Source organism: Pseudarthrobacter sp. AG30 (assembly GCF_003116525.1).
Lineage (GTDB): Bacteria > Actinomycetota > Actinomycetes > Actinomycetales > Micrococcaceae > Arthrobacter.
In genome coordinates this window covers 419,497-445,228 of record NZ_QEHL01000012.1, presented here as the reverse complement: position 1 = coordinate 445,228, position 25,732 = coordinate 419,497, and the positions used below count along the sequence as shown (strand labels likewise).

The window sequence follows — 25,732 nt, the reverse complement described above, 5'->3', positions numbered from 1 at the left end:
CATGCCCCACGACACATTCGAGTGCGGCCACACACTTGAGGAACTCAGCATCTACCTGGACACGGGTGAATTCGCCGACCCGCACCACCTGGAATCCTGCCCGGAATGCCGCAACGGGCTCGACTCCCTCCGCCGGCTTTCCGCCGCCGGCAACGAGCTCTTTGCCAGCGACGTTGCCGCGGCCGGCAGTGGCACGGACGAGTGGATGAAGGACATCCTGGCGAACCTGGCCTTGGAACTGCGGCCCGGCAGGACCATCCCGCTGCGGTCCGACGACTCCGCCGACACGCTGTCCGAAACGGAAGGGGCCGTGCTTGCGCTGGTCCGGTCCGTGGCTGACAACCTGCCAGGGACAGTAGCCGGACGCGTAAAGCTCGACGGCGACGTCACCCTCCCCGGAGAGCCGGTGACGGTCCGTGTGGACCTCGCCGTGCTGTTCGGCCAACACCTCATGGACAGTGCGGCATCGCTGCGGCAGGACCTGGCCGAGGCGTTGGCGAGGCACACGGAATTGACCATTGCGGCCATCGACATCACCATCACCGACGTCATCGACGCCCCCCGGGAGGAACAGTGACCACACCATTGAAGAACGTCGTCATGGCGGTCGACGGCGTCACGGAAGTATTTCCCGCACGGAGCCTGTGGCAGCGCCTTCCGGCCCGGGCCGCGTCCGTACTGAACCCGCGGGCCGCGGAGCCGGAAAACGACGCCCTGGTGGACGTCCGTGACCAGGACGGCCGCACCGAGGTGACGGTGCGGGTAGGCGTCAGCGCGGAGGCCCGTACCCCGGATGTGGTCCGTGGTGTTGCCGCCGCGGTCCGGAAGCACTTTGCCCCGGCGGACGTTTCCGTGAAGGTCACGGTGGCGCGGATTGCGCCCGCAGGCCCGGTGACGGCAGGAAGCCACGACGCCTAGGGACGTTCCCCGCACGCCCCGGCCCTGTCACGACCGGTCCATACCGGCGGCTCCATCCCCGCCGCTTCGTGCCGGAGCAGGACCGGCGTAGCATTCGTCAGGTAGGCGCAGCCGGCCCGGGAGGCATGAGTTGAACAGCGAGCGGAAACCACGTCGGTTCAGTCCCAGGTCCCTGGAACTGCCCGTCATCCAGGCGCCCATGGCGGGCGGGCCGTCCACTCCGGAGCTGGCGGTTGCGGTCAGCGCCGGCGGCGGCCTGGGTTTCCTGGCCGCCGGCTATAAGACGGCGGACGCGATGCGCGCTGACATTGAAGCCGTCAGGGAACACACGGGCGCGCCCTTCGGTGTCAACCTCTTTGTCCCCCAGCCCTCCGTTATCACTCCCGACGCCCTGCAGCGCTATGCCGCCTCGCTCGCCCCCGACGCCGAACGCTTCGGCGTCGAACTGGGGGATCCACGGCACGACGATGACGGCTGGGACAGGAAGCTCGAGGTCCTGCTGGACCTGGCACCGGCGGTGGTGTCCTTTACCTTCGATTTTCCCGGTGCAGACGTTGTGGAATCCCTGAAGAAACGCGGCGTGTACGTCATGGCCACGGTGACCGGCCGGGACGAGGCACTCCAGGCACTTACCCGGGGTGCGGATGCCCTCTGCGTCCAAGGGCCCGAGGCCGGCGGCCACCGCGGCACCTTCGACTCCGCCGGCGCCCCGCCGGAGGTGCCCCTGCACGGGATCCTCGAGGAGCTGTCCGACCTCGACGTGCCCCTGGTCGCGGCCGGCGGGATCACCACTGCGGACGAAACGCGGGCCGCCCTCAGCATCGGTGCAGCAGCCGTCCAGGCCGGCACGGCTTTCCTCCGCGCCGACGAAGCCGGAACCAAACCGGCGCACCGGGCGGCACTGGCGTCCCCGGAGCATTTCACCACCACCGCCGTTACCCGTGCATTTTCCGGCCGCAATGCCCGCGGGCTGTACAACGCGTTCATGCGCCGCCACGACGCCGATGCCCCCTACGGGTACCCGGAAATCCACCACCTCACCACTCCCCTGCGTGCCGCGGCGGCAGCCGCGGGGGATCCGGAAGGGCTGAACCTCTGGGCAGGCATCAACTACCGGACCACCATGGCGGGCCCGGCCGCGTCGATCCTGCGAAGCCTCGCGCCGTGAGGCCGGTCCGGCGTCGTCCTTCACCCACGGGTTAAGCACGACGGCGGGCCGGCCCCTTTCGGAGCCGGCCCGCCGCACGTGGTGGTGCCTTAGAGGGTGGCGGTATCGATCACGAACCGGTACCGGACATCCGAGGCGAGGACGCGCTCGTAGGCCTCGTTGATTTTCTCGGCCGGGATGACCTCGATCTCGGCGCCCAGGTGGTGCTCGGCGCAGAAGTTGAGCATCTCCTGGGTTTCACGGATGCCGCCGATCATGGAACCGGCGAAGGAGCGGCGCCCGCCGATCAGTGCGAAGGCGTTGACGGGAAGCGGCTCGGCCGGGGCACCGACGTTCACCAGCGCGCCGTCCAGCTTCAGGAGGCCCAGGTAGGAGCTGATGTCGATCGAGGCACTGACCGTGTTGATGATCAGGTCGAAGGATCCGGCGAGCTCGGAGAAGGTGTTCTCGTCGCTGGTCGCGTAGTAGTGGTCGGCGCCCAGCTTCAGGCCGTCTTCCTGCTTCTTCAGCGACTGCGACAGGACGGTCACTTCGGCGCCCATGGCGTGGGCGAGCTTGACGGCCATGTGGCCCAGCCCGCCGAGGCCGACGACGGCAACGTTCTTGCCGGGGCCGGCACCCCAGTGGCGCAGGGGTGAGTAGGTGGTGATGCCGGCGCACAGCAGCGGCGCGGCAACGTCGAGGTCGATGCCCTCGGGGATGGTCACCACGAAGTCCTCGGTGACCACGACGTGGGTGGAGTAGCCGCCCTGGGTGATGGTGCCATCGCGGTCAACGGCGCCATAGGTGCCCACGTTGCCCTTGAGGCAGTACTGCTCCTCGCCCTTCTGGCAGTTGACGCACTCCTTGCAGGAGTTGACCATGCAGCCAACACCCACGCGGTCGCCGACTGCATGCTTGGTGACGGCCGAGCCAACCTCGGTGACGATGCCGGCGATTTCGTGGCCGGGGACCAGCGGGTACTGCTGCGGGCCCCAGTCGCCGCGGACGGTGTGGATGTCCGAGTGGCAGATGCCGGCGAACTTGATTTCGATCATGACATCGTGCGGACCCACCTCGCGGCGTTCAATGGTGGTGGCCACCAGGTCCTCCGTTGCGGACGGGGATGCATAAGCCTTGACGGTAGTCATGGTTCTCCTCTGATCTGTTGGGGGATAACTCGATGCTACAAGGGCTTCCCTGGTGAAACCCTGTGCGTTGGGGCGGCCAGGGTGGCCCTGTTGTAACTGGTCTTGGGAGTCCTACCCTCGACGGCCTCCAGTCGGGGGCAGGACCGTGGTCACGGGCGCAGGAGCACCTTGATGGCCCGGCGTTCGTCCATGGCCTTGTACGCCTCCGCTGCCTGTTCCAGGGGAAGTTCAAGGTCAAACACCTTGCCGGGATTGATCTCGCCGCGGAGGATCAGGTCGATCAGCTCGGGCAGGTACTGCCTGACCGGGGCAGGGCCGCCGTGCAGGTGGACGTGCGAGTAGAAGAGGTCCCGGCCGGGCAGCGCCACATCATGGGAGACGCCCACGAACCCTACGTGGCCTCCGGCGCGGGTGGCGTGGATGGCCTGCAGCATCGATTCCTGGGTGCCCACGGCCTCCAGCACCGAATGCGCGCCAAGGCCGCCGGTGAGTTCCTTGATCTTTTTCACGCCTGCGTCACCACGTTCTTCGACAATGTCGGTGGCACCGAACTCGCGGGCCAGTGCCTGCCGGTCCGCATGCCTGGACATGGCGATGATCTTCCCGGCGCCCATCTGCTTGGCTGCCAGGATCCCCAAGAGCCCCACCGCGCCGTCGCCCACGACCGCTACAGTCTTGCCAGGGCCCACCTCGGCTGCCTTGGCGGCGAACCATCCGGTGCCCAGCACATCGGAGGCGGCAAGCAAGGATGGAATGTGTGCGTCGTCGGGCATTTCCGGGGTAGCCACCAAGGTGCCGTCCGCCAGCGGGACGCGCAGGTATTCGGCCTGGGCGCCGCCCACGCCCTGGCGGTGGACGCAGCCGCTTTGGTAGCCGGAACGGCAGATCTCACAGGTGTTGTCCGAGGCGAAGAAGGACCCCACGACGAACTGGCCCGGTTGGACGTTCTTCACGTCGGCGCCGATTTCTTCGACTATGCCCACGTACTCGTGGCCCATGGGCTGCGGCCGGGCCAGCTTGTCGGCGCCTCGGTAGGGCCACAAATCGGACCCGCACACGCAGGCGGCAACGAGCTTGATGACCGCGTCCGTGGGCCGCTGGACGGCTGGTTTGTCACGGTCCTCGACGCGGACGTCTCCGGGGGCGTGCATGATGGTTGCGCGCATGCTGGGTCCTCCAAATGCTGAACGGCTGAAAGCGGACAAGTACATCAAACCCGCAGCGCCGGCAGTTGGCGAGGGTCTTGCCGAAACTGGTTTTGGCAGACCCTCCTTACGGTTCGCGGAATCGTCGTAACGTGGTCCCTATGGATAACCGAGCCGAGGTACGGCAGTTCCTCTCCTCCCGCCGTGGACGCATCACCCCCGAGCAGGCAGGCATTGAACCGTACGGCGGCCGGCGCCGGGTCCCGGGGCTGCGGCGCGAGGAGGTAGCCCGGCTGGCGGGCGTCAGCGTGGACTACTACACGCGCCTGGAACGGGGCAACCTCAATGGCGTCTCGGACAGCGTCCTGGATGCCATTGCCGGCGCCCTGGAACTGGACCGGGCCGAACACGACCACCTCTATGACCTGGCACGGACAGCCAACACCTCGGGACGCAAGCGGGCTGCGGGCGCCGGCGGTTCCGCGTCCACGGCGGTGCGGCCGGAACTGCAGTACCTCCTGGACACCATCACGGGGGCACCGGCCTTTATTGGCAACAACCGTTTGGACATCGTGGCTGCCAACACCCTGGGCTATGCGCTCTATTCGGACATGTACCGCACTCCGTCGCGGCCGGCCAACCACTCGCGGTTCATCTTCCTGGACCCCCGAGCCCACAACTTCTATACGGACTGGGAGCGGGCAGCGAACACCAACGTGGCCATCCTCCGCCGCGAGGCCGGCCGCAACCCGCATGACAAGGGGATCGCGGAACTCATCGGCGAACTGTCCATGCGCAGCGACGAATTCCGCACCCTGTGGGCCGCGCACAACGTCCGGCGCCACTACGCGGGCACCAAGTTCTTCCAGCACCCGGTGGTGGGGCTCCTTGAGCTGAACTACCAGGTCCTCGGGCTGGAGGAGGACCCCGGACATACCCTCACCGTGTATCCGGCCACCCCCGGCAGCCCCTCCGAGGAAGCCCTCAAGCTCCTTGCGTCCTGGGCGGTCACCGAGAATATTGCCGGCTTGGCCCAGGGCCGCGTGCGGGCCTGACATCGGGCCTGACACCGGGTTACCGTTCCATCCTCAGTCAACAGAAAGCCGGTGACCTGTCCGTGCGTGACCTAAGAGCGGATCCGTTCGTCATTGAAGGGCTTGAACGGCTCAGCCGTGAGGCCTTTGGTCCCGCCGGGTTTGCCCGCGGGACTGAGGAAGTGGTGCAAGTGCTGGTCCACCGGGGCTCCAGTACCCTGGGCCACGGCTGTGCCCGTACCGGCGGCAAACTTCGTGACCTTGTGGATGGCAAGGAAGAGTTCTCCTACGAGGCGCTGATCGTATGGCTGGACGAATACCGCAGCCGGGCCTACGAACCGGGTATCGGAACCTGGACCTCGGCGGAGGTCCATGTTTACCCTGACCGCCCCGGAGTGGTGGAGCTCTTTGATGAGGAACTTCTCAAGAAGACGGACGACGGCCGGTGGCACCCCGGCGCGGAACCGGCTGGTGCGTCCATCTGGGCACGCCAACTCCTGGCCTACCCCCGGACGGCGGACTGCATCCCTGACTGGATGTGGGCCATCTTCACTGCGGAAGGGGTAGACCCGCCGCTCTACAATCCGGAGTTCGGGGCGGTCGACTGGAACAACAGGCGCCGGCCGGTGGAACGTTGGGGGACGGATCCCGGTGCACGGCCGGCCGTCATCGACCCTGCGCTGGAACCGGGGTTCTTCCAGGGCCTCGGCAGGAGGCTTTTCCGCGCCTGACGACGGGCCTTCGCGGACGTCCAGTCACATTAACGTCCGTTGCGGTTCATGGCGCCGGGTTGCCTGCTTTGTCTCCAGGATGGCGCCATAAGTAGCGCCATTTCGCCGCGTTGAGCGTCCGTTGCGTGGTGCTGGCCAAGATCCCACAGGCCGTGTTTAGGTGTTTCCACGGCACCGGCCAAGCCGTACGCACCACCTGAGGCATCAGCGCAAAAACACGCACCCAGCGCCGTTCAGGCGCCACCAACCTCCCACGCCCACCCGGGCACCCATCCCGGGTGCCGTCGTCGTACCCGGAATCTTCCCGAAAGGAACACCATGTCCTTCCCAGCATCCCCGCCCCGCCCCGGCCCCGCTCGGACGTTTACCCGCCGCCGCGCCCTGGGCGCCCTCCTGGCCCTGCCTGCCGCGGGGCTGCTCTCAGCCTGCGGCGGTGCCGCCACCGCGGGCGGCGAACGCATCAGCCAGTCATCCCTTGGACCGCTGGCCGCCTCCGTCCCGGCCGGGACCACCATCACGGTGGGAGATCCCAGCATCAAAGTGGCCTTGGAACTGTCCGGCCTGATCAAGGACCTGGACGGCTTTACGGTGGAATTCGCCAACATCTCCGGCGGCCCGCAGACCACCGAGGCCTTCCGCGCCAACGCCCTGGACGTCGGGTCAGTGGCGGACATTCCGCCCATCCACGCCACCTGGACCGGGCTGGACGTCCGCATCATCGCCGCCGGCTACCGGCAGGACGCGGTGAACCACCCCATCTACGAGCTCGGTGTGGCGCCGGGAGCCGGCATCCGCAAGCTCGAGGAGCTGCGCGGGAAGAAAGTGGCCTACTCCCCGGGCCAGGCACAGGGCGCCCTGGTGCTGCGCATCCTGGACAAAGCCGGCCTCAAGCAGGAAGACGTCAAGCTCGTGGAGCTCCCCAGCACCGGGGACGCCTACGCCACGGCGCTGGCCAGCAAGCAGGTGGACGCGGCTCCGCTGGGCGGCGTCCAGATCAAGCGCTACCTGGCCAAGTACAAGGCCGACGGCGCCAGCACCCTCCGCCACGGGCTGCGCGATGATCCCAGCCTCCTCTACTCCCCCGCCAAAGTCCTGGCCGATCCCGCCAAGGCTGCCGCCCTTGCCGGCTACGCGAAGGTCTGGGGCAAGGCGCAGCGCTGGATCGAGGACCACCCGGCCGAGTGGCTGGAGGGCTACTACGTCAAGGACCAGGGCCTGTCCCGTGAGGATGGCCAGTACCTGATCGACGCCACCGGCAAACGCGACCTGCCCACCACGTGGACCGACGCGATCGCCCGGCACCAGGAAACCATCGACCTGCTGGCGCGCGAGCAGAAGAAGCCGCAGTTGACGGCGGCAGATCTTTACGACACCCGCTTCGAGGCCATCGCCGGCACGGCGTTCGCCTCCGCCGCCAAGGCTGGCGCGGCATGAGCGCGGTCCTGGACCGTCCCGTCGTCGCACCGCACCAGGACCCGGCGCAGGCTGGCCGGCCAGACGTGCGGCCCACAGGCAGGAGGCTCGGGCCCGGACGACGACGGCGGCTCGCCTGGGTGGGCCCGTCCGCTTTGCTGCTGCTGTGGACAGCTGCTTCCGCCACCGGGGCTCTGGACCCGCGCATCCTCTCCGAACCCTGGACCGTCGTGGCCGCCGCCGGTGAGCTCATCGCCGACGGCCGGCTCCAGGAGAACCTGGCGATCTCCGCCCAGCGCGCCGGCCTGGGACTGTTCTTCGGCATCCTGGTGGGAGCGGTGCTGGCCCTGCTGTCCGGGCTGAGCCGGATCGGTGAAGCACTCATCGACGGGCCGGTGCAGATCAAGCGCGCCATCCCCGGCCTGGCCCTGATCCCACTGCTCATCCTGTGGTTCGGCATCGACGAGACCATGAAGGTCCTCACCATCACCCTGGGCGTCTTTGTCCCCGTCTACCTGCAGACCCATGCCGGGCTGCGCGGCATCGACCTGCGGTTCGTCGAACTTGCCCAGACGGTGGGCCTGGGCCGGGCCGGCTTCATCCGCAAGGTGGTCCTCCCCGGAGCCCTGCCCGGTTTCTTCCTGGGCCTGCGCTTCGCGGTGACCGGCGCCTGGGTGTCCCTGGTGGTGGTGGAACAGATCAACGCCACCAGCGGGATCGGCTACATGATGGAGCTCGCCCGCACCTACGGCCAGACCAACATCATCATCCTGGGCCTTGCCGTCTACGGCATCCTTGGCCTCCTCTCCGACGGCATTGTCCGTTTCATCGAACGAAAGGCCCTCTCATGGCAGCGCACCCTGGCGGGCTGACCGCCCTCGCCCCCTCCCCCGCCGGCACTAAGTCCGGCGCCGCTGTTTCAGTCCGCGGGCTCATCCGCAGCTTCGGTACCAAGAGTGTCCTGGACGGTGTGGACCTGGACATCGCGCCCGGCGAGTTCGTGGCCCTGCTCGGACCCAGCGGCTGCGGCAAGAGCACGCTGCTGCGCGCCCTCGCCGGGCTGGACCACGACGTCCGCGGCAGCGGCGTGATCAGCGTCCCGGACCGCGTCTCCGTGGTCTTCCAGGACTCCCGGCTGCTGCCGTGGGACAGCGTGCTGGGCAATGTCACCCTGGGCGTCCGGGAGCACGACGCCGGGGCCCGGGCCCGCAAGGCCCTCGCGGAAGTGGGGCTCGCCGGACGTGAAAAAGCATGGCCGCACCAACTCTCCGGCGGCGAACAGCAGCGTGTGGCGCTGGCCCGTTCACTGGTCCGCGAACCCCAGCTGCTGCTGGCCGACGAGCCGTTCGGCGCCCTGGACGCGCTGACCCGGATCAGGATGCACGGACTGCTCCAGGACCTGGTGGCAGCACATCGTCCCGCCGTCCTGCTGGTCACGCACGACGTGGACGAGGCCATTGCGCTTGCTGACCGGATCGTGGTCCTGGACCAGGGCCGGATCGCCACGGTCCGGCCCGTGCCGGAACCCATCCGCGCCTCCGCAGACGCCGCCGGACACGAGGCCCTCCGCCGCGATCTCCTGGCCGCACTCGGCGTCGAAGCAACGGCGGGCCACTGACCCCGGTGGCTGCGCCTGCCGAAACCCACGCCCCTTCCCTCCATCCAGCAAGGAAACAGCCATGACTGCCAACAACCAGCCCACCGACCGCCAGCTTCACCTCAACGCCTTCCTGATGAGCACTGGCCACCACGAAGCATCCTGGCGGTTGCCGGAAAGCGACCCGCACGCGGGCACGAACATTGGGCACTACCAAAAGCTCGCCCAAACAGCCGAGCGCGGCAAGCTCGATTCGATCTTCTTTGCCGACTCCCCCGTCCTGTTCGGCGAGGTGGGCCGCCGCCCGGGCGGCAAGCTGGAGCCCACCGTGTTGCTGACCGCCATCGCGGGCGCCACCGAACGCATCGGGCTGATCGCCACCGCCTCCACCACCTACAACGAGCCGTTCAACCTGGCCCGCCGTTTCGCCTCGGTGGACTGGGCCAGCGGCGGCCGCGCCGGCTGGAACGTGGTAACCACAGCCGGCCCCGACGCCGCCCGGAACTTCGGCGTGGACGATCAGCCCGCCCACGCCGTCCGGTACGAGCGTGCCGCCGAATTCATCGAGGTGGCGCAGAAACTCTGGGACAGCTGGCAGGACGACGCCGTGCTCGCAGACAAAGCCGCCGGCGTATGGGGCGACGCGGACAAGATCCGCACCATCGACCACCAGAGCAAGCACTTCAAAGTCCGCGGCCCCCTCAATGTCCCCCGCTCACCGCAGGGCCATCCCCTGATTGTCCAGGCCGGATCGTCCGAGGACGGCAAGGACCTCGCCGCCCGTTATGCGGATGCCGTCTTCACCGCACACCAGACCCTGGCCGACGCGCAGGACTTCTACCGCGACCTCAAGGCCCGCACCGCAGCCGCCGGCCGCGACCCGGAAACCATCAAGATCCTGCCGGGCATTGTCCCGGTCATCGGTGCCACCGAGGAGCAGGCCCTGGAGCTGGAGCGCGAACTGGACCGGCTGATCAAGCCGGAGTACGCCCGGATCCAGCTGGCCAGAACCCTCCGCGTGGACCCGGAGGACCTGCCCCTGGACCGCCAACTGCCGGCCAACCTGCCCAGCGAGGATGAGATCGAGGGCGCCAAGAGCCGCTACACCTTGATCGTGCAACTGGCCCGCCGCGAGCAGCTCACGGTGAGGCAGCTGATCGGCCGGCTGGGCGGCGGCCGCGGACACCGCACCTTCACCGGCACGCCCGAGCAGGTGGCAGACGCCATCCAGGAATGGTTCGACGGCGGCGCGGCGGACGGCTTCAACATCATGCCGCCGGTGCTCCCCTCCGGGCTGGAAACCTTTGTGGACCAGGTGGTGCCCATCCTCCAGGAGCGCGGACTGTTCCGCACCGAGTACACCGGACGGACCCTGCGGGAGCACTATGGGTTGGCGCGTCCGGAGAACCGGTACGCCGGAGCTGCCGCCCCTGAACTGGCCTCGATCGGTTCGGCGTTTTGATGGGCAGGCGGCGGCGGCGTTTGCGGCAGCAACTGTGTGATACCGAAGCATGACGGGGGTACTCCCTAGACTGGCAGGTGGACATTGCGCCAGGACTAACGAAGGAGTGCAGGATGAGTGGAGTAGTGGTTGTAGGCGTGGACGCGAGCCCGTCGGCACGGAAGGCAGCGGAAGTGGCCTTGGGCCTGGCGGAATCGCTGGGAGCATCACTGCATGTGGTGACCGGGTTTGAAAGCGAAACCGCCGAAACTTTCGGCGTGGGTTCGGACAAGGTCAGGATTTCCAATGCGGACAGCTCGGAGATCGTGGCGAAGGACCTGGCCAACTCCCGGCCCGGGGTGGAGGTCACCCACTTCGCTGCCCGGGGCAAGCCCGCCGATTCCCTGATCAAGGAAGCGATCCGCCTGGACGCCCGGTTGATCGTGGTGGGTAACCGCAGGATGCGCGGCATCGGCCGGCTCCTGGGCAGTGTCGCCAACAGCGTGGCGCACAACGCCCCGTGCGATGTCTACATCGCCAACACCTACGACGACTGATCCTTCCCGCGACGAGGAGAGCGGACGGCGCCGGATTCTTCCGGCGTCGTCCGCTCTTTTTCCTGTCCGGGACGGGAGCTAGGCCCCGTATTCCTCGTCAGTGACGTGGTCGAGCCAGGTGACCACCTGGCCGTCCGCATCAGCTTCCTGCATGGCCACGTGCGCCATGAACCGCTCGGGGGTGGCCCCGTGCCAGTGTTCCTCGCCGGGTTCGATGTAGACGACGTCGCCCGGGCGGATTTCCTGGACCTCGCCGCCGCGGCGGGCCACCAGGCCGATGCCGTCGGTGACGTAGAGGGTCTGGCCCTTCGGGTGGTGGTGCCACGCGGTGCGGGCACCCGGGGCGAAACGGACATGGGCGCAGCCGATGGCCGACTGTTCATCGGGATTGCGGATCCCGTCGATCTGCACCGTCCCCGTGAACCATTCCTTTGGCCCGGCGCCGGTCTGGCCGCCGCTCTTGGTGAACTTCATGGTCTCCTCCTGTTGATTCGGTTAGCTGGAAATCCGTTGGTCACGCCATCCGGTGCGTGGCCTTGGCAGTCACGAAGGCCAGGACGCCGGCGGCGGACAGGACCGTTGCGCTGGCAACGAAGGTGCCGCCGTAACCGGCGGAGTCGAACAGGAGGCCGCCCAGGGTTGAGCCAATGGCGATCGAGGTCTGGACTACGGCCACCATCAAGCCGCCGCCTGCCTCGGCGTCGTGCGGCATGGCCTCGGCGACCCAGCTCCACCAGCCCACCGGCGCGGCCGTGGACAGCAAGCCCCACAAACCCAAAAGAACCACGACGGCGGCGAACCAGCCGCCGGCCGGCACGAGCAGCGCCGCAATGACGGCCATGAGCGCGGGAATGGTGGCGAGCGTCCGGTACAGGCGTTTCCCCAGGAACCGGCCGATCAGCATGGTGCCGGCAAAGCCTGCCACGCCCAGCACCAGCAGGACCAGGGAAACCGTAGCCGCATCAACCCGCGTCACCCGTTCCAGGAACGGGCGGATGTAGGTGAACAGGACGAACTGTCCCATGAAGAAGGAACCGCATGCGGCCATGCCCCAGGCCACCGGGCGGTTCTGGAACGCGGCGAAGATCGCCAGGACGCTGCCGGCTTCCCGCGGCTTGTCCACCGTCATGGACGGAAGGCTGAACCACTGCCAGGCCAAGGCAACGGCGGCCAGTGGAACCAGGCAGAAGAAGGCCGCCCGCCAGCCCATGACGGCGCCCAGCCAGCTGCCCAGCGGGGCGGCCAGGACGGTGGCGAGGGCATTGCCGCCATTGAAGATCGCCAGGGCCCGCGGCACCTGGTGGGGCGGGACCAGCCGCATGGCGGTGGCCGCGGAAAGGGACCAGAATCCCCCGATCACCACGCCGATGAGGGCGCGGCCGATCATGAAGAGCAGGTATCCCGGCGCCAGGGCCACCAGTGCCCCGGAGACCGCCATCAACGCCGTGAGGCCCAGCAGCAGGGCCTTGCGGTTAAGGCTGCCGGCCAGGCGGGAGACGGACAGGCTGGTGAGGACCGCGAACAGGCCGGAGACCGCGATGCCCTGCCCCACCATCCCTTCGGAGACCTGGAGGTCCGCTGCCATGGGTGTGAGCAGGCTGACCGGCATGAACTCCGAGGCGATCAGGGCGAAGACGCACAGCGACATCGCAAAGACGCCTCCCCAGTGGGCCTGGCGATGCTCGCTGCCAGAGGTTTGTTGCGGCGCCCTGGTACTGCTGGTTGTGGTTTCGGGAGACATACAGTCCATCAAAGCGTGGTCCCGAAGCCCTAGCGAGGGCCCTGCTGAAACGGGTCTTGGCAGACCCCCCTTTAGCGCGGCAGTGCAGCCGACGGAATGTCCCTGCGTCGTATGCCTCGTGGTTCCGGCGGCCGGGGCTTGTAGACCCAGGCCACCAGCACCACGGAGATGAGCATCAGCAGGAACCAGGCCACGAGTTTCTCCAGGCCCACCGGATGCCAGCCTGCGGCCTGGCTGGGGTAGAGCCAGGCCCCGGACCAGGTGGCAATGTTCTCGGCGATCCAGATGAACAGTGCCACCAGCAGGAAGGAAACCACCAGCGGCATGCGGAACTCCTTGCGGAAGACACGGAAGTGCATCACGCAGCGGCCATAGACAACCACGACGGCGGCCAGCAGCACCCAGCGCAGATCCCAGATGTAGTGGTGGGTGAAGAAGTTGGCGTAGATGGCGCCGGCGAGGATGGCAGTGATCCAGCGCCTCGGGTAGGCAGCGAACCTGAGGTCGAAGAGCCGGTAGACACGCACCATGTACGAGCCCACGGCGGCATACATGAAGCCGCTGAAGAGCGGTACAGCCCCGATCCGGAGGACGCCCTCGGCCTCGTAGGACCAGGAGCCGACGTCCGTCTTGAACAGTTCCATCACGGTCCCCACCAGGTGGAACAGGACGATGACGCGCAGCTCCCTCAGGGTTTCCAGTTTGAACGCGACCATGAGGACCTGGATGACGACGGCGGCGAGCGTCAGGAAGTCGTTCCGCGCCAGCACCGCATCGTCCGGGTACCACAGCCGGGCGGCCATGAGCACGGCCAGGAGCGCGGCTCCGAAGATGCAGGCCCAGCCCTGCTTGAGGCCGAAAACGGCGAACTCGGTGAGCCGTGCCTTGGCGCCGCGGGCCGGGGCCGTGGCCAGGAAGCGGCGGGCGTAGTCGTCGGTCCTCTGCTCGACGGGGGTGGAACTACGCACGGCTCCCCTGGCGCTGCTGCAGCCGGCCGTTCCCGTGCAGGTCCTTGTCGAGCTCGCCCAGGCAGTAGTCCTTGAACCAGTGCCGGGTTCCCCGTGGAAGTTTGGGGTAGGCCACCGCCAGGACGCGCATGGTCAGGTTGAAGCGCCGCTCGTGACGGTCGCTCCAGGCGAGGCCGAAGTCCTTCCGCAGCTGGCCCGGCAGCAGCCCGGCGGTCAGGAAGCGGGCCGAGGGCATCATGGCCCGGTACCAGAAGGCGGTGTTTTCCGGGTACAGCAGGCCACGGCCAACCTGGGCGCCTTCGGCTTCCACCCGCAGGGCGGCGAGCTGCTCCTGCCAGTAGCGGCCGAACGCTGCCCGGTCCGCGGGCCACATGGCCGGCGGGACCTGCAGCGCCGTACCGAGCCGTGCATAGTCCCGATACATGGCGTCCGCGGCGGCTTCATCGAGCGGGCCGTAGATCTTCTCGATGACGGTGAGTGCTGTGTCGTAGAGCGTGGCCGCCACCCAGAGCTGCAGCGCGGGATCGAAGGCGCTGTACCCGGCGGACGATTCGTCGGGAATGCGCCGCACGGGGGCATGGGCCCGGTTCACCCTGCGGCGCACCTCATGCACCTGCTCATCGGTTCCGTACACGACGGCGTAAACATAGGTGAGCGTGCCCTTGAGCCGGTTGACGGGACGCTCGGTGAAGATGCTGTGTGCCGCCACCCCGCGGCCGATGGCGGGATTGGCAAGCTGCAGCAGGATGGCCCGTCCCGCCCCGGCGAGCAGGATGCCTTCCGCCCGGTAATCGGCCACTTCCTGCACCATGTGAAAAGGGTACCGGAGGGGCAGGACGGCAGGGCGGGGCGTTGGTCCCCCCATTGGCCGGGCGCCCCCCCTGCCAACAGCGTCCGGCTAGTGCTGCACCGGCCGCAGCGAGGTGATCATCTTCCTGATGTCCGAATACTCGGACGTGCCCCGGTACTTCCGGGCGAGGTCCAGGTACGGGAGCGACGGGTCCCCTGGCGTCGCGTTGTTGTTGGGGTCGTAGGACGCCCCGAACATGGCAGCGTTTGGGGGCCACCTGAAGAACTGGAAGATGGGGCACGCGTCCGGTCCGCTGGCCGCGGGGCCCGAGGTGATGCCGTAACCGGCAGCCGGGGTGCTGTACAGGCCGGGGGTCGGGGCATTCGCACGGGATTCGAACACGAACTGCGGCACCTCTCCGCCCTGGACAAGCGCCGGGACGTCCACCGTGTCCAGGATTTCGTAGGGGTACCTTTCGGTGCAGGTGGATCCGGTGGCCATGTTGGTCCTCAGCGTGGCCATTATCTTTCCGGCCTGGTTCCGGACCTCGGCGAATGCCCCGCCACCCTCGGCCAGTTCACCCGCGGGGTCCTTGACGCGCCAGCCGGCGGGAAGGTCGAACGCCATGCTGCCATCCGCCGTCGTAAACGTGGTCCAGGCCGCCGCGGCGGAACTGACCGCGGGAGCGCCGGGCGCTGTTTCTGCGGGCGGTGAGGACGGAACGTCCGACGGCGTCGGCGGGGCGGGCGCTCCGGTCGCCGGTGCGGAGGCAGCAGCGGAGGACCGCGATGGCTGTGGACTTGCCGGCTGCGGAGAGCAGCCCGCCAGCAGCACCATCACGAGGGCGGCTGCCGCGAGGGACGGTTCAAACCTGCGCACCACACCTCCCCGGGCCCGACGATGACCCTTCAAGTGTGGCGCCGTATTCCCTGGCGGAGGAGGGCCAATGGACCTGCCCTTCCCCCGCCAGGAACCAGCGTTACCGCTCCAGCAGCGACACGTCCCGGACGGCGCCCTTGTCCGCCGAGAGGGCCATGGCGGCGTAGGCGCGCAGGGCAGCGGAAACCTGGCGGTCCCGGTCCTTGGGCTTGTAGCCGCCGTTGACCTCCAGCTTCTCGCGGCGCTCGGCCAGGACCTCGTCAGAGACCTCCAGCTGCATGGAGCGCTGCGTGATGTCGATGCTGATGATGTCGCCGTCCTCCACCAGGGCGATGGCGCCGCCGGAGGCAGCCTCCGGCGAAATGTGGCCGATCGACAGGCCGGACGTGCCGCCGGAGAAACGGCCGTCGGTGATGAGGGCGCACTTCTTGCCCAGGCCGCGGCCCTTGAGGAACGACGTTGGGTAGAGCATTTCCTGCATGCCGGGACCGCCGCGGGGGCCTTCGTAGCGGATGACCACCACGTCGCCTTCCTTGACGGTCTTGTTCAGGATCTTCTCCACGGCTTCATCCTGGGATTCGCACACCACGGCCGGGCCGGAGAAGACCCAGATGGACTCGTCAACGCCTGCGGTCTTCACCACGGCGCCGTCGACGGCCACGTTGCCGTGGAGCACGGCCAGGCCGCCGTCCTTGGAGTACGCGTGCTCCACGGAGCGGATGCAGCCTTCCGCCGCGTCCGTGTCCAGGGAAGTCCACTCGTTCGACTGCGAGAACGCGGTGGAGGAGCGGACGCCGCCGGGGGCCGCGTGCCAGAGTGCCTTCGCTTCTTCGGTGGCCTTTCCGCCGCGGATGTCCCAGTCATCCAGCCAGCCGTCCAGGTCATTGGAGTGGACGGAGTGGACGTCCTTGTGCAGGAGTCCGCCGCGGTTCAGCTCGCCCAGCAGGGCCGGGATGCCGCCGGCACGGTGCACGTCCTCCATGTAGTAGGTCTTGTCCTTGGCAACGTTGGGTGCCACCTTGGCCAGGCAGGGCACCTGGCGGGATTTGGCGTCCATCTCGGCCAGGCCGTAGTCCACGCCTGCCTCCTGGGCGGCGGCCAGCAGGTGCAGGATGGTGTTGGTGGAGCCGCCCATGGAGATGTCCAGGGCCATGGCGTTGTCGAAGGCCTTGGCAGTGGCGATGGAGCGCGGCAGCACGGACTCGTCGTCGCCGTCGTAGTAGCGCTTGACCAGCTCGACGACGGTGGCGCCGGCCTTCTCGTACAGCGCCTTGCGGGCGGTATGGGTGGCCAGTACGGAGCCGTTGCCCGGCAGGGACAGGCCGATGGCCTCGGTGAGGCAGTTCATCGAGTTGGCGGTGAACATGCCGGAGCAGGAACCGCAGGTGGGGCAGGCATTCTCCTCGATGAGGTTGATGTCGGCATCCGAGATGGACTCGTCCACGGCGTCGGCAATCGCGTTCACCAGGTCCAGTGACCGGACGGAGCCGTCGGTGAGGGTGACTCGGCCGGCTTCCATCGGGCCGCCCGAGACGAAGACCACGGGGATGTTCAGGCGCAGGGCCGCCATGAGCATGCCCGGGGTGATCTTGTCGCAGTTGGAGATGCAGACCAGGGCGTCGGCGCAGTGTGCGTTGACCATGTACTCCACGGAGTCGGCGATCAGGTCGCGGGACGGCAGCGAGTACAGCATGCCGCTGTGGCCCATGGCGATGCCGTCATCCACGGCAATGGTGTTGAACTCGCGCGGCACGGCACCGGCGGCGAGGATCGCATCGGAGACGATCCTGCCCACGGGGGCAAGGTGGGTGTGGCCGGGGACGAATTCGGTGAAGGAGTTGGCCACGGCGATGATCGGCTTGCCGATGTCCGCGTTGGCGACGCCGGAGGCGCGCAGCAGTGCGCGGGCTCCGGCCATGTTGCGGCCGTGGGTGACAGTTTTAGAGCGAAGTGCAGGCATGCTTACCATCCTGCGGGCATGCCCCTCCACACGGAAGACGCTCTTACTACTAGTAGCAGGAGTACCAGAGTAATAGTATTTTCTGGTGACTGAACCAGGGCGCCGCAAAGAACTCGGCCTCTTCCTCCGCGCCCGCCGGGACCAGGCGCTCCGGGCGGATTACGGCCTGCCGCCGATCGGCCGGGCGCGCGACCGGGGACTGCGCCGCGAAGAGGTGGCGTTCCTTTCCGGCGTCAGCGTCACCTGGTACACCTGGCTGGAGCAGGGCAGGGACATCAGCCCGTCCCGGCAGGTGCTGGAGGCGGTCAGCCGGGCCCTGCATCTCTCGGCAACCGGCGTGGGCTACGTCCTGTCCTTGGGCGGTTACGCAGCAGCGGCCCCTGCCGGCCCCGCAGCCGATTCCGCCCCGCCCCATATCCAGCGCCTGCTCGATGCACTGGACCCCAATCCGAGCTTCGCGCTGTTTCCGGACTGGGGCGTGGCCGGCTGGAATACGGCCTATGCCGCCCTGTTTCCGAACATCGCCACGGTGGCCCCGGCGGACCGCAACCTCCTCTGGCTGGTGTTCACCGATCCCTACGTCCGCAACCTCCTGCCGGACTGGGAAACCACCAGCAAGCGGTTCCTTGCCGAATTCCGCGCCGAAGCCGGGCAGCGGCTCGGTGATCCGGACATCCAGTACCAGGTGGAACGGCTGAAGGAAGCCAGCCCGGAATTCCGGCAGGGCTGGGACCTGTACGACATCCTGGGCTTCGAATCCCGCGAGCGCCTTTTCCACCACCCGGCCGTGGGTGTGCTCCAGTTGGAACACCACCAGGTGTCCCCGTCCGACCGGCCGGACCTCCACATCGTGGTGTACACCCCTGCACCGGGCAGCGACGCGGCCGCGCAGATGAAGTCCCTGCTGGCTCGAAACGGTTAGGAAGCCCCGGCGCCCAAGTACGCGAGGGCCGCAGCAGCCTGCGCCTGCGTAGCCACGCGCAGGGTGGGATCCACGGCGGGCAGGAAGAACGGTGAGTGGTTGGCTGGAATATCGGTGTCCACGGTGCCCGCTGCCACCGCTTGCCGGTAGGTTTCCCGAGGCACCGACCCGACAACCCAGTACACGTACGGGGCCCCGAAAGCGTCGGGGATGCGGCTGAAATCCTCCGACGCCGTCTGCGGGGCGGTGCGGTAGACGGCGTCGGCACCGAACGTCGTGGTGAAGGCCGCCGTGACCCTGGCGTTGGCCTCGGGATCGTTGCTGGTCAGCGGGTATTGGTCGTAGTACTCGAACTCCGGTTCCTGAGGCGAGCCGGCCGCGACGCACTCGCCGCGGACGATCCGCTCGATGGCGGCGAGCATCCGGCTCCGGACCGCCATGTTGTAGGTACGGAGGTTGAGCAGTAGTTCTGCCCGGTCCGGGATGATGTTGGCCGTGGCACCGGCGGTCACCGAGCCGATGGTCAGCACCGCGAACTCCCCCGGGCGCGTTTCACGGGACACCACGGTCTGCAGGCGGAGGACGATCGAGGCAGCCAGCACCACCGGATCGACCGACTTGTGCGGCATGGATCCGTGGGCTCCCCGGCCGTGCACGGTGATCCGCACCGAATCGCCGGCCGAGAGGATGGGACCCGGCGTGGTACCGATGGTTCCCGCCTCGGTGGGCATGACGTGCTGGGCCAGCGCAACGTCCGGCCGCGGGATTCCGGCGGCCAGGCCGTCGTCGAGCATTGCCCGGGACCCCGCCGCTGTCTCCTCCGCCGGCTGGAACAGGACAACGTAGGTGCCGCGCCATCCGTCCCGGTGGCCGGCAAGGTACCGTGCCGCGCCCAGCAGGGCCACCACATGCAGGTCGTGGCCGCAGGCGTGCATGACGCCCGGGACGGTGGAGGCGAAGGGCGCCCCGGTGGCCTCAGCCACCGGCAGGGCATCCATGTCCGCCCGCGCCAGCACGCAGGGACCGGCGCCGTTGGCGAGGACGCCCACGACGCCGGTCCCCCCGAAGCGCCGGACGTCGAAGCCCGAGCGGACCAGGTTGTCCGCTGCGGCGGCGGACGTTTCGTGTTCGGCGAGGCCCAGCTCCGGATGCCGGTGGAACTGCTCGTACAGCGGAATCTGCCAGGCAAGTTCCTGCCCGATGCTGTCCTGAAGGCTGGCCATGAGGTCCATTCCGGCACTCCTCCCGGCCGGCGGCGCCGGCCCTTTTTCGGCCACTCTAGGCCAGGACCCCCTGCCGCACCACGGCCGGCTGGAATTGCGCACCCGCGCCCGGGAAGACCGGTACGTCAATCCGCGCGTGCGTGTGGACCTCCGTGACCGAGGCCTTGGTGTGCCGGGCAATCTGTTCCATGGTGGCGACCCACATGCCGTCCATCGCTTTCACCCGCTCGATCAGCTGTTCAAGGGCCACGGCCTTGGACGGCCGGCCGGAAATGAACGGATGGTTGGTCAGGACGAAGCAGCTGCCCTGGGAGTGGTGGGCCTGCGCCTCGAGGGTCCACATTTCCAGGACCTTCGCCGGGCTTTCGATGACGCCGCTGCCGGTCACACCGGGGTAGAAGGCGTACTGCTCCCAGTCATCAAGGGTCCAGTCCACGGGGATCTCCACGATGTCCCTGGGATCATCGGCGGCGACGGCGAAGCGGTAGGGGGCATCGCCGTCGAGCAGGCTGGAATCGTAGAGGAAGCCGCGGTCCGCGAGGAGGCCCGGGGAGTGCCAGTTCAGTTCCCACCACGGTGCCCGGTACCCCACCGGCCGGACCCCGGCCACCTTCGCCAGGGCTTCGAGGCCGCGGTCAAGGTAGCCGGCCTCGGTGGCGGCGTCGATGCCCTGCATCGGTTCGTGCAGGTAGCCGTGGTGGCCCACCTCATGCCCGCCGTCGACGATCCGCCGGACCACGTCCGGGTAGGACTCGGCGGTGAAGCCCGGGATGAAGAAGGTGGCTTTGATGTCCTGGCGCTCGAGGATTTTCAGGAGCCGCGGTACGGCGACTTTGGGACCGTACGACTGGTGGGTCATCAGCGACATGCGCCGGGTGGAGCTGGGGTCGTGGGCGATCGTGCAGGACTCCGCGTCCACGTCGAAGGTGAAGGAGGCTGCGGCTTTGGCGCCGTCGGGCCAGGTGACCGGATGCAGGGCGTCCGCGATGGCGGGCTGGTTCACGGGAAATCCTTTCGGCGGGCGCAGGGCGCCCGCCAGGTGTTGGGGGATGGGAAGCTGTGCGGCCTAGCGGGCGGGCAGGACAGGGGCGGCGTCCGTTTCCTTGCCGCCTGCTCCGGGGGCGGGGTTCACGGCGGTGACCGTCCGGGGCTTCGCTGCGAGGTACCGGATGTGCTGCCGCGGCCCGAGGATGGCGTACACCCCGGCGCTGGTCAGTCCGCCGGCCAGCCAGGACAGGTCCCAGCCGCCCAGTGCCACCGCGATGGGGCCCTGCATGATGGGGATCAGGCCGTACATGAAGAGCCAGGTTGCGAAGATCCCGGCCACGAGGGAGATGACACCGGCCCAGTTGACGCCGGGCAGCCGCTTGGTTCCCACGGCGTCGAACAGGCGCTCCGGCTCGCCCGGCCAGCGCTTGTCCAGCCAGAAGTAGTGCACCAGCATGATGCCGCCCCAGGCGGCCACCCAGGCCACCAGGCCGATCAGCCAGGCGTCGAGCACCGCGGCGAAGTCCTCCTGGAAGATGAAGAAGACGACGGCGGCGAGCGAGAAGACGCCGACGAACAGGTTGAGCTTGCGGCGGCTGATGGAGATATCCAGTGCCTGGGTCGCGACCGAGAACGTGTAGATGTTGAGGATATTGGTGGCGATGGGGCCGTGCAGCACCATGAGCAGCACCGGCAGAGCCATGGCGCCGAAGTTGAGGACGATCAGCTTGCCGGGATCGATCTCCCCGGAGTTGGTGGCCAGGCTGGCGCCCAGGACACCCAGCCAGACCACAGGAATGAACTGGCCCAGGACCGAGGCCAGGTAGACCTTCTTCTTGGGGACGCTGGTGCTGACGAACCGGGAGTAGTCCGCGGCGTAGGTGAACCAGGTGATACCCCAGCCAATGCCGATGGCAGTCATGACGGCGCTCATGGCGGCGATCCGTTCCGAGCCTTCCAGGATGGCGCCGGCCGGTCCGGCGTAGCCCCAGTCGATGTCCATGCCGAACCAGGCGACGGCCGACATGACGGCCAGGATGAGGATGGTTGGCGGTACGGTCCATTTTTCGAAGGCCGCGATGGCTTTGTAGCCGAACCAGGCGATGGCGACCTGCAGGGCCATGATGAAGGTGGCGACGCCGATCTTCCAGGCGTAGTTGGGGGCTTCAGGGTCAACCCAGCCGAGGGTTCCGAAGAGTGCCATGACCAGGTCGAGGATGATCCAGGTGTTCACCGCGCACCAGCCGATGACCAGCAGGGCCTGGATGGCGGCCGGCAGGTAGTTGCCGCGGCGGCCGAAAGCGGCCCGGGCCAGGACCATGCCGGTGGCTCCGGTCTTTTGGCCCAGGAGGACGAAGCAGCCAAAGAGGAGCATGCCGATCAGGTTGCCCAGGACCAGGACGGTGACGGTGTCCGCCAGGCCGAGTCCCAGCTGGATACCGAGTGCCCCCAGCACCCAGTTGATGGGAGCCAGGTTGGCGCCCGCCCAGATCCAGAACTGGCCGGATACCTTGCGTGTGCGCGCTGATTCGGGGATGGGCTGCAGCCAGGCTTCGTGGTCCACGACGTTGTGGTCCTGGCCGGCAGGGGCCGCGTGCCCGTGCGTTGCTGGTGAAAGCTTTTCTTGCATGGGGGCCTCCGTGAGGTGGATAAGTACTCAAAGGCTATGTGGCCCCCATCACAAGGAACAAGATACAATCTGTCGAACAGATTCCCCTACTACGTTACGGAATGTCGTGTCAGTGTTTCTTGGCGAAATACTCGCCCACCCCGCCCTTGCCGCCGCCGATCCCGTACTCCATCCCCTGGGCGTGGTGGCCGATGCGCAGCCGGTGCGCTGGGTCCATTCCAGCGAAGTCCTGGACATCGCTCCCCTGCTCCGTGGCGGCGAGCTGCTGCTCTGCGGCGGGATCACCCTGGCCACGGCCACCCCCGCCAAACGCGAGGACTATGTCCGCGAACTGGCCCAGCGGGGTATCGCGGCGCTCGCCATCGAGACGGGGGGCGCCCTCCCGGAAATCCCTGCGGACATGCTGCGGACGGCCGAGGCATACGGCCTTCCGGTGGTCGAGCTGCGGAAGGTGGTGCCCTTTGTGGGCGTCATGCAGGCCATCAATTCCATGCTGGTCAGCGAGTCGGTGGGGCACCTGCAGCAGGCCGACGCCGCAACCCGTGCCATGGCGGCGGAGCTGGCCCACGGGGCCTCGCTGGACAAGATCCTGGCCGTACTGGCGGGCATCACGGGTTCCGCCGTGCACCTCACCTCCCCGTGGGGAGTGACCATGGGCAGCGCCGTCCCCGAGGGGTGGAGCAGCGGGGTGGACGCGGACGCCGGGGAGGGGCCGGCGGACGACGACGGCTCCGGACCGGGCGCTCACGGCAGCCTTGCCGGCGGGGCCGGGCTGCCCGGCGGAACGGTGGTCAGCGTGGACATTCCAGTGCGCGGCGTCCTGATGGGGCGGCTTGAGGTGCGGGTACCGGAGGCCGCAGACGTGGCGCTGGCGCAGGTGGCCGGGGAACGCTCCGTGGACATCCTCGGGCTGGCGCTGCTGCAGCACACTCCACCCGGACTGCACGCCCTGGCCGGAGCAGAACTGATGCGGGCAGTGCTCAATTCCGCCCCGGAGTGGCGGCTTGAGCAGCTTGCCCCCGGGGCCGGCTTTCCCACGGATTCCCCGGCAGTGGTGGCGGCAATCCATGCGGCGTCACCGCAGGAGGTGCGCGGCGCCGTCGAAACCTTCCTGAGCTCACGCCGGATTCCCTGTGCCGCGTACCTGGACGACGCCGAGCTGGTGGTGATGATCGGCCTCCCCTGCACCGATGCCGCCGGTGAGCGGCGGCGGCTGTTGGGATCGTTGCAGGGCCTGGCGGGGGACCCTGACGCGGTGATTGCCGTGGGGCCCCTGGCCGGCGGGGTGGCTGGGGCTTCCTGGTCGCTGGCAGAGGCGCGGCGGGCCTTGGAGGTGCGCCAGATCCGGCGGCGGAACGCCTCGGCACGCCGGCAGTATCCGGCCCGCGGCCTGGTGGTGGTGGACGCGGAGGATTCCGCGGTTGAAAGCCTGTCCCTGACCTGCCTGGATGCCTCGGCGCGGGAGGCGTTCGTGAACCGGCAGCTGCGGGCGGTCCTGGAGCATGACGCGCAGCGGCAGTCCCAGTTGCTGGAGACTTTGCGGGTATGGCTGGACTCGGGCTGCAACACCGCGCAATCGGCGCGCGAACTGCACTTGGAACGGCAGTCCATGCACCACCGGCTTCAGCGGATCTTTGAGCTGTGCGGTGGCGATCCCCGCGGGACGGGGCGGCTGGCGGCATTGCATCTCGCTGCCCGGATGGCGGGGCTCCCCTGAGAGGCCCGTCCCGGTAAATTTGCCGCCCTATCCTCAAGCGCGGAGGCAGGCCGCTTTGAGTCTTGGCCTGCTCAGCGACGAACGTCGTACCGGGCCAGGACCGCGCCACCGGGAAAGGCCCTGGTCTCCACAAGCTTCAGCTGCACCCAATGGTCCAGGGAGGTAAAGAAGGGCGTCCCGCCGCCCACCAGGACCGGATGGGTGACCATCACGTACTCGTCGATCAGTCCGGCCCGCATGGCCGCCGCGGCGAGCGTGGCACCGACGATATCAATCGGACCGCCTTCCCCTGCCTTGAGCCGCGCGATCTCCGGAACTGCATCGCCGGTGACAAGGCGGGTATTCCAGTTGACCGGGCGGGGCTTGGAGGAGAACACCACCTTCGGCATGTCCCGCCAGCGTTGCGCGAACTCAATCTCCGCCGGCGTGGCACCAGGCTCCTGGTCCGCGGTGGGCCAGTGGGAGCTCATCGCCTCCCACAGCCTGCGTCCGTACAGGGCCAGGCCCGTCGCCGACACGCGGTCGGACCACCATTGGAACAGTTCATCGTCCGGCATGCTCCAGCCGAGGTCGTCCCCGCGAGCTGCGGTATAGCCGTCCAGGCTGACGTTCATGGCGAAGGTTAGTTTGCCCATGGCGCCAGTTTCCCGCGGGCCGGTGCTGGTTGTACAGACCGGCACGGCTCCGACGAGCGCCCGGACAGGCCGTGAAGAAGCCCGGGGCCGCGCTCCTTTGCGTCCATATCATGAGACATTCGGCATACGACAGCGGCCATCTTCCGGATGCAGTGTTTGTGGACATGGACGCCTGGTTGTCCGGCGATCCTGGACCCATCACAGAGGTCCGGGCCGCACTCGCGGAGGTCGGGCCGCCGAGCGGAGCTGGGCTGATAAGGGGCAATGCCCGACCGGACCCGCATCCACCTCCCGTCACGCCTCCGGCTTCGGACGTATGCTTGCCGTGCATTGCTCTTGGGGGCCGGCGCCACGCGTCCGGCGGCCCAGCCGGATTCGAGGGGGCGCACTATGGCCAAGCGGGATACATCGTCGGTAGGTGCACCCTGCTGGGTGGACACGTGGCAACCGGACCCCCGGGCAGCCAAAGAGTTCTACGGCCAACTTTTCGGCTGGAGCTTCGACGAGGCAATTCCCACGTCCGGCATTGACGGTGACTACTACCGGGCGCGCCTCAACGGACGCCTGGTGGCCGGTGTGGGACAGGCCCCGCCACAGTCGCCTGCGGGCTGGCTGACGCACATCCGGGTGGAGGACGTCGCTGAGGCATCGGCACGCGCTGAACAGGTTGGGGGCCGGCGGCTGATGCTCCTGGACGCCCACGCCCCCACTGCGCTGGTTGCCGACTCCTCCGGCGTGCTGTTCTGCCTGCGGCAGGCAGGCGAAAATGACGGCGTTGAGCTTGCCGACCAGCCGAACTGCTGGGCGATGAGTTCCTTGCACACCCCGGATCTTGGAAAAGCCGGGGATTTCTACAGGTCAATGTTCACGTGGGAGCTGAAGTCACCGCCTGACTCCGCCTTCTCACTATGGCTTCTGCGAGACCGTATGGTGGCAGTGGCCACCTCAACGGAGGGCGTGGACGTTCCGCCGAACTGGAGTGTGAACTTCGCGGTGGCCAGTGCAGACTCCACTGCCGACCGGGCCGTTGCGTTAGGGGGCGGCATCCTCATGGCACCCTCGAACACCCCGGGATTCCGGAGCGCGGTGATCAGCGATCCGTGGGGTGGCGTCGTCGCAGTCAGCGCGGTCACAGCGTGAACCAAG

At 68.0% G+C, this 25,732-nt stretch carries 26 protein-coding genes; 14 read left to right on the top strand and 12 right to left on the bottom strand.

All coding sequences use genetic code 11. The features are described 5' to 3' along the window. The first annotated feature begins 1 nt into the window (after position 1). The 3 genes from DC347_RS12745 to DC347_RS12735 all read left to right on the top strand — a co-directional run bounded on the left by DC347_RS12745 (position 2) and on the right by DC347_RS12735 (position 2,086). Positions 2-577 (top strand): Asp23/Gls24 family envelope stress response protein, encoded by a 576-nt coding sequence (locus DC347_RS12745; protein WP_240617783.1) that lies wholly within the window; start codon positions 2-4, stop codon positions 575-577. Beyond that, entirely contained in the window at positions 574-918 is a 345-nt protein-coding gene (locus DC347_RS12740) for a hypothetical protein (protein WP_109045706.1), read from the top strand. The genes DC347_RS12745 and DC347_RS12740 overlap by 4 nt, the downstream gene beginning before the upstream one ends. 130 nt (positions 919-1,048) lie before the next feature. After that, complete coding sequence (locus DC347_RS12735) at positions 1,049-2,086, top strand: nitronate monooxygenase (RefSeq protein WP_109045705.1); 1,038 nt, start codon at positions 1,049-1,051, stop codon at positions 2,084-2,086. A gap of 89 nt (positions 2,087-2,175) precedes the next feature. Here the strand turns inward: DC347_RS12735 and DC347_RS12730 are convergent, their stop codons facing one another. Continuing rightward, positions 2,176-3,216, bottom strand: a complete 1,041-nt coding sequence (locus tag DC347_RS12730; protein ID WP_018760997.1) for an NAD(P)-dependent alcohol dehydrogenase — start codon at positions 3,214-3,216, stop codon at positions 2,176-2,178. 149 nt (positions 3,217-3,365) lie between these two features. After that, complete coding sequence (locus DC347_RS12725) at positions 3,366-4,382, bottom strand: zinc-dependent alcohol dehydrogenase family protein (protein WP_109045704.1); 1,017 nt, start codon at positions 4,380-4,382, stop codon at positions 3,366-3,368. Positions 4,383-4,522: 140 nt separating this feature from the next. Between DC347_RS12725 and DC347_RS12720 the strand changes: the two genes are divergently transcribed. From DC347_RS12720 to DC347_RS12690, 7 genes are all read left to right on the top strand, one after another. Continuing rightward, the gene (locus DC347_RS12720; protein ID WP_109045703.1) at positions 4,523-5,416 is read left to right on the top strand and encodes a helix-turn-helix transcriptional regulator; all 894 of its coding nucleotides are present in this window, start codon (positions 4,523-4,525) and stop codon (positions 5,414-5,416) included. 62 nt (positions 5,417-5,478) lie between these two features. Next, on the top strand, positions 5,479-6,126 hold the full coding sequence (locus tag DC347_RS21950; RefSeq protein ID WP_240617782.1) for a hypothetical protein: 648 nt from the start codon (positions 5,479-5,481) through the stop codon (positions 6,124-6,126). Positions 6,127-6,444: 318 nt separating this feature from the next. Next, on the top strand, positions 6,445-7,560 hold the full coding sequence (locus DC347_RS12710) for an ABC transporter substrate-binding protein (protein WP_018760992.1): 1,116 nt from the start codon (positions 6,445-6,447) through the stop codon (positions 7,558-7,560). After that, on the top strand, positions 7,557-8,411 hold the full coding sequence (locus DC347_RS12705) for an ABC transporter permease (RefSeq protein WP_026264384.1): 855 nt from the start codon (positions 7,557-7,559) through the stop codon (positions 8,409-8,411). The genes DC347_RS12710 and DC347_RS12705 overlap by 4 nt, the downstream gene beginning before the upstream one ends. Continuing rightward, on the top strand, positions 8,387-9,157 hold the full coding sequence (locus DC347_RS12700) for an ABC transporter ATP-binding protein (protein WP_109045702.1): 771 nt from the start codon (positions 8,387-8,389) through the stop codon (positions 9,155-9,157). Before DC347_RS12705 ends, DC347_RS12700 begins: the two co-directional genes overlap by 25 nt. 61 nt (positions 9,158-9,218) lie before the next feature. Next, positions 9,219-10,598, top strand: a complete 1,380-nt coding sequence (locus tag DC347_RS12695; RefSeq protein WP_109045701.1) for an LLM class flavin-dependent oxidoreductase — start codon at positions 9,219-9,221, stop codon at positions 10,596-10,598. A 113-nt stretch (positions 10,599-10,711) separates the two neighbouring features. Beyond that, positions 10,712-11,134, top strand: coding sequence for a universal stress protein (locus DC347_RS12690; RefSeq protein ID WP_026264383.1), 423 nt, complete (start codon positions 10,712-10,714; stop codon positions 11,132-11,134). Positions 11,135-11,212: 78 nt separating this feature from the next. Here DC347_RS12690 and DC347_RS12685 read toward each other — a convergent pair whose 3' ends face one another. From DC347_RS12685 to DC347_RS12665, 5 genes are all read right to left on the bottom strand, one after another. Further along, on the bottom strand, positions 11,213-11,608 hold the full coding sequence (locus DC347_RS12685) for a cupin domain-containing protein (RefSeq protein ID WP_018760987.1): 396 nt from the start codon (positions 11,606-11,608) through the stop codon (positions 11,213-11,215). Positions 11,609-11,648: 40 nt separating this feature from the next. After that, positions 11,649-12,875 carry an MFS transporter gene (locus tag DC347_RS12680; protein WP_165838030.1) on the bottom strand — a complete coding sequence of 409 codons (1,227 nt, stop codon included), beginning with the start codon at positions 12,873-12,875 and terminating at the stop codon, positions 11,649-11,651. Positions 12,876-12,946: 71 nt separating this feature from the next. Further along, positions 12,947-13,843 carry a DUF817 domain-containing protein gene (locus DC347_RS12675; RefSeq protein ID WP_109045699.1) on the bottom strand — a complete coding sequence of 299 codons (897 nt, stop codon included), beginning with the start codon at positions 13,841-13,843 and terminating at the stop codon, positions 12,947-12,949. Then, positions 13,836-14,654, bottom strand: coding sequence for an oxygenase MpaB family protein (locus tag DC347_RS12670; RefSeq protein ID WP_018760984.1), 819 nt, complete (start codon positions 14,652-14,654; stop codon positions 13,836-13,838). Before DC347_RS12670 ends, DC347_RS12675 begins: the two co-directional genes overlap by 8 nt. Positions 14,655-14,741: 87 nt before the next feature. After that, a complete protein-coding gene (locus DC347_RS12665) occupies positions 14,742-15,260 on the bottom strand; it encodes a hypothetical protein (protein ID WP_240617781.1) in 519 nt (172 codons plus the stop codon). On the opposite strand from DC347_RS12665, the gene DC347_RS21945 reads away from it, so the two are divergent. Beyond that, the gene (locus DC347_RS21945) at positions 15,259-15,537 is read left to right on the top strand and encodes a hypothetical protein (protein WP_240617780.1); all 279 of its coding nucleotides are present in this window, start codon (positions 15,259-15,261) and stop codon (positions 15,535-15,537) included. The genes DC347_RS12665 and DC347_RS21945 overlap by 2 nt on opposite strands. A gap of 75 nt (positions 15,538-15,612) precedes the next feature. On the opposite strand, the gene ilvD is transcribed toward DC347_RS21945, so the two are convergent. Beyond that, a complete protein-coding gene (ilvD, locus tag DC347_RS12660) occupies positions 15,613-17,472 on the bottom strand; it encodes a dihydroxy-acid dehydratase (RefSeq protein WP_018760982.1) in 1,860 nt (619 codons plus the stop codon). A gap of 85 nt (positions 17,473-17,557) precedes the next feature. Between ilvD and DC347_RS12655 the strand changes: the two genes are divergently transcribed. Beyond that, entirely contained in the window at positions 17,558-18,394 is an 837-nt protein-coding gene (locus DC347_RS12655; protein WP_109045697.1) for a helix-turn-helix transcriptional regulator, read from the top strand. Here DC347_RS12655 and DC347_RS12650 read toward each other — a convergent pair. From DC347_RS12650 to DC347_RS12640, 3 genes are all read right to left on the bottom strand, one after another. Continuing rightward, the gene (locus DC347_RS12650; protein WP_109045696.1) at positions 18,391-19,626 is read right to left on the bottom strand and encodes an amidohydrolase; all 1,236 of its coding nucleotides are present in this window, start codon (positions 19,624-19,626) and stop codon (positions 18,391-18,393) included. The genes DC347_RS12655 and DC347_RS12650 overlap by 4 nt on opposite strands. A gap of 46 nt (positions 19,627-19,672) precedes the next feature. After that, on the bottom strand, positions 19,673-20,620 hold the full coding sequence (locus DC347_RS12645; protein WP_109045695.1) for a polysaccharide deacetylase: 948 nt from the start codon (positions 20,618-20,620) through the stop codon (positions 19,673-19,675). Between the two features lie 63 nt (positions 20,621-20,683). Continuing rightward, a complete protein-coding gene (locus DC347_RS12640) occupies positions 20,684-22,234 on the bottom strand; it encodes a cytosine permease (protein WP_109045694.1) in 1,551 nt (516 codons plus the stop codon). A 106-nt stretch (positions 22,235-22,340) separates the two neighbouring features. Here DC347_RS12640 and DC347_RS12635 point away from each other — a divergent pair, with 106 nt between their 5' ends. Further along, entirely contained in the window at positions 22,341-23,951 is a 1,611-nt protein-coding gene (locus DC347_RS12635) for a PucR family transcriptional regulator (protein ID WP_109045693.1), read from the top strand. A gap of 71 nt (positions 23,952-24,022) precedes the next feature. Here the strand turns inward: DC347_RS12635 and DC347_RS12630 are convergent, their stop codons facing one another. Further along, positions 24,023-24,586, bottom strand: a complete 564-nt coding sequence (locus tag DC347_RS12630) for a dihydrofolate reductase family protein (protein ID WP_018760976.1) — start codon at positions 24,584-24,586, stop codon at positions 24,023-24,025. A gap of 390 nt (positions 24,587-24,976) precedes the next feature. Here DC347_RS12630 and DC347_RS12625 point away from each other — a divergent pair, with 390 nt between their 5' ends. Next, positions 24,977-25,726 (top strand): VOC family protein, encoded by a 750-nt coding sequence (locus tag DC347_RS12625; RefSeq protein ID WP_109045692.1) that lies wholly within the window; start codon positions 24,977-24,979, stop codon positions 25,724-25,726. Positions 25,727-25,732 lie beyond the last annotated feature (6 nt).

Coding starts and splice junctions, on each gene's coding strand:
- DC347_RS12745 (WP_240617783.1), top strand. CDS start 2: ATGCCCCACGACACATTCGAGTGCGGCCACACACTTGAGGAACTCAGC.
- DC347_RS12730 (WP_018760997.1), bottom strand. CDS start 3,216: ATGACTACCGTCAAGGCTTATGCATCCCCGTCCGCAACGGAGGACCTG.
- DC347_RS12725 (WP_109045704.1), bottom strand. CDS start 4,382: ATGCGCGCAACCATCATGCACGCCCCCGGAGACGTCCGCGTCGAGGAC.
- DC347_RS12720 (WP_109045703.1), top strand. CDS start 4,523: ATGGATAACCGAGCCGAGGTACGGCAGTTCCTCTCCTCCCGCCGTGGA.
- DC347_RS12710 (WP_018760992.1), top strand. CDS start 6,445: ATGTCCTTCCCAGCATCCCCGCCCCGCCCCGGCCCCGCTCGGACGTTT.
- DC347_RS12705 (WP_026264384.1), top strand. CDS start 7,557: ATGAGCGCGGTCCTGGACCGTCCCGTCGTCGCACCGCACCAGGACCCG.
- DC347_RS12700 (WP_109045702.1), top strand. CDS start 8,387: ATGGCAGCGCACCCTGGCGGGCTGACCGCCCTCGCCCCCTCCCCCGCC.
- DC347_RS12695 (WP_109045701.1), top strand. CDS start 9,219: ATGACTGCCAACAACCAGCCCACCGACCGCCAGCTTCACCTCAACGCC.
- DC347_RS12690 (WP_026264383.1), top strand. CDS start 10,712: ATGAGTGGAGTAGTGGTTGTAGGCGTGGACGCGAGCCCGTCGGCACGG.
- DC347_RS12685 (WP_018760987.1), bottom strand. CDS start 11,608: ATGAAGTTCACCAAGAGCGGCGGCCAGACCGGCGCCGGGCCAAAGGAA.
- DC347_RS12680 (WP_165838030.1), bottom strand. CDS start 12,875: ATGTCTCCCGAAACCACAACCAGCAGTACCAGGGCGCCGCAACAAACC.
- DC347_RS12670 (WP_018760984.1), bottom strand. CDS start 14,654: ATGGTGCAGGAAGTGGCCGATTACCGGGCGGAAGGCATCCTGCTCGCC.
- DC347_RS21945 (WP_240617780.1), top strand. CDS start 15,259: ATGCTGCCATCCGCCGTCGTAAACGTGGTCCAGGCCGCCGCGGCGGAA.
- DC347_RS12665 (WP_240617781.1), bottom strand. CDS start 15,260: ATGGCGTTCGACCTTCCCGCCGGCTGGCGCGTCAAGGACCCCGCGGGT.
- ilvD (WP_018760982.1), bottom strand. CDS start 17,472: ATGCCTGCACTTCGCTCTAAAACTGTCACCCACGGCCGCAACATGGCC.
- DC347_RS12650 (WP_109045696.1), bottom strand. CDS start 19,626: ATGGACCTCATGGCCAGCCTTCAGGACAGCATCGGGCAGGAACTTGCC.
- DC347_RS12640 (WP_109045694.1), bottom strand. CDS start 22,234: ATGCAAGAAAAGCTTTCACCAGCAACGCACGGGCACGCGGCCCCTGCC.
- DC347_RS12630 (WP_018760976.1), bottom strand. CDS start 24,586: ATGGGCAAACTAACCTTCGCCATGAACGTCAGCCTGGACGGCTATACC.
- DC347_RS12625 (WP_109045692.1), top strand. CDS start 24,977: ATGGCCAAGCGGGATACATCGTCGGTAGGTGCACCCTGCTGGGTGGAC.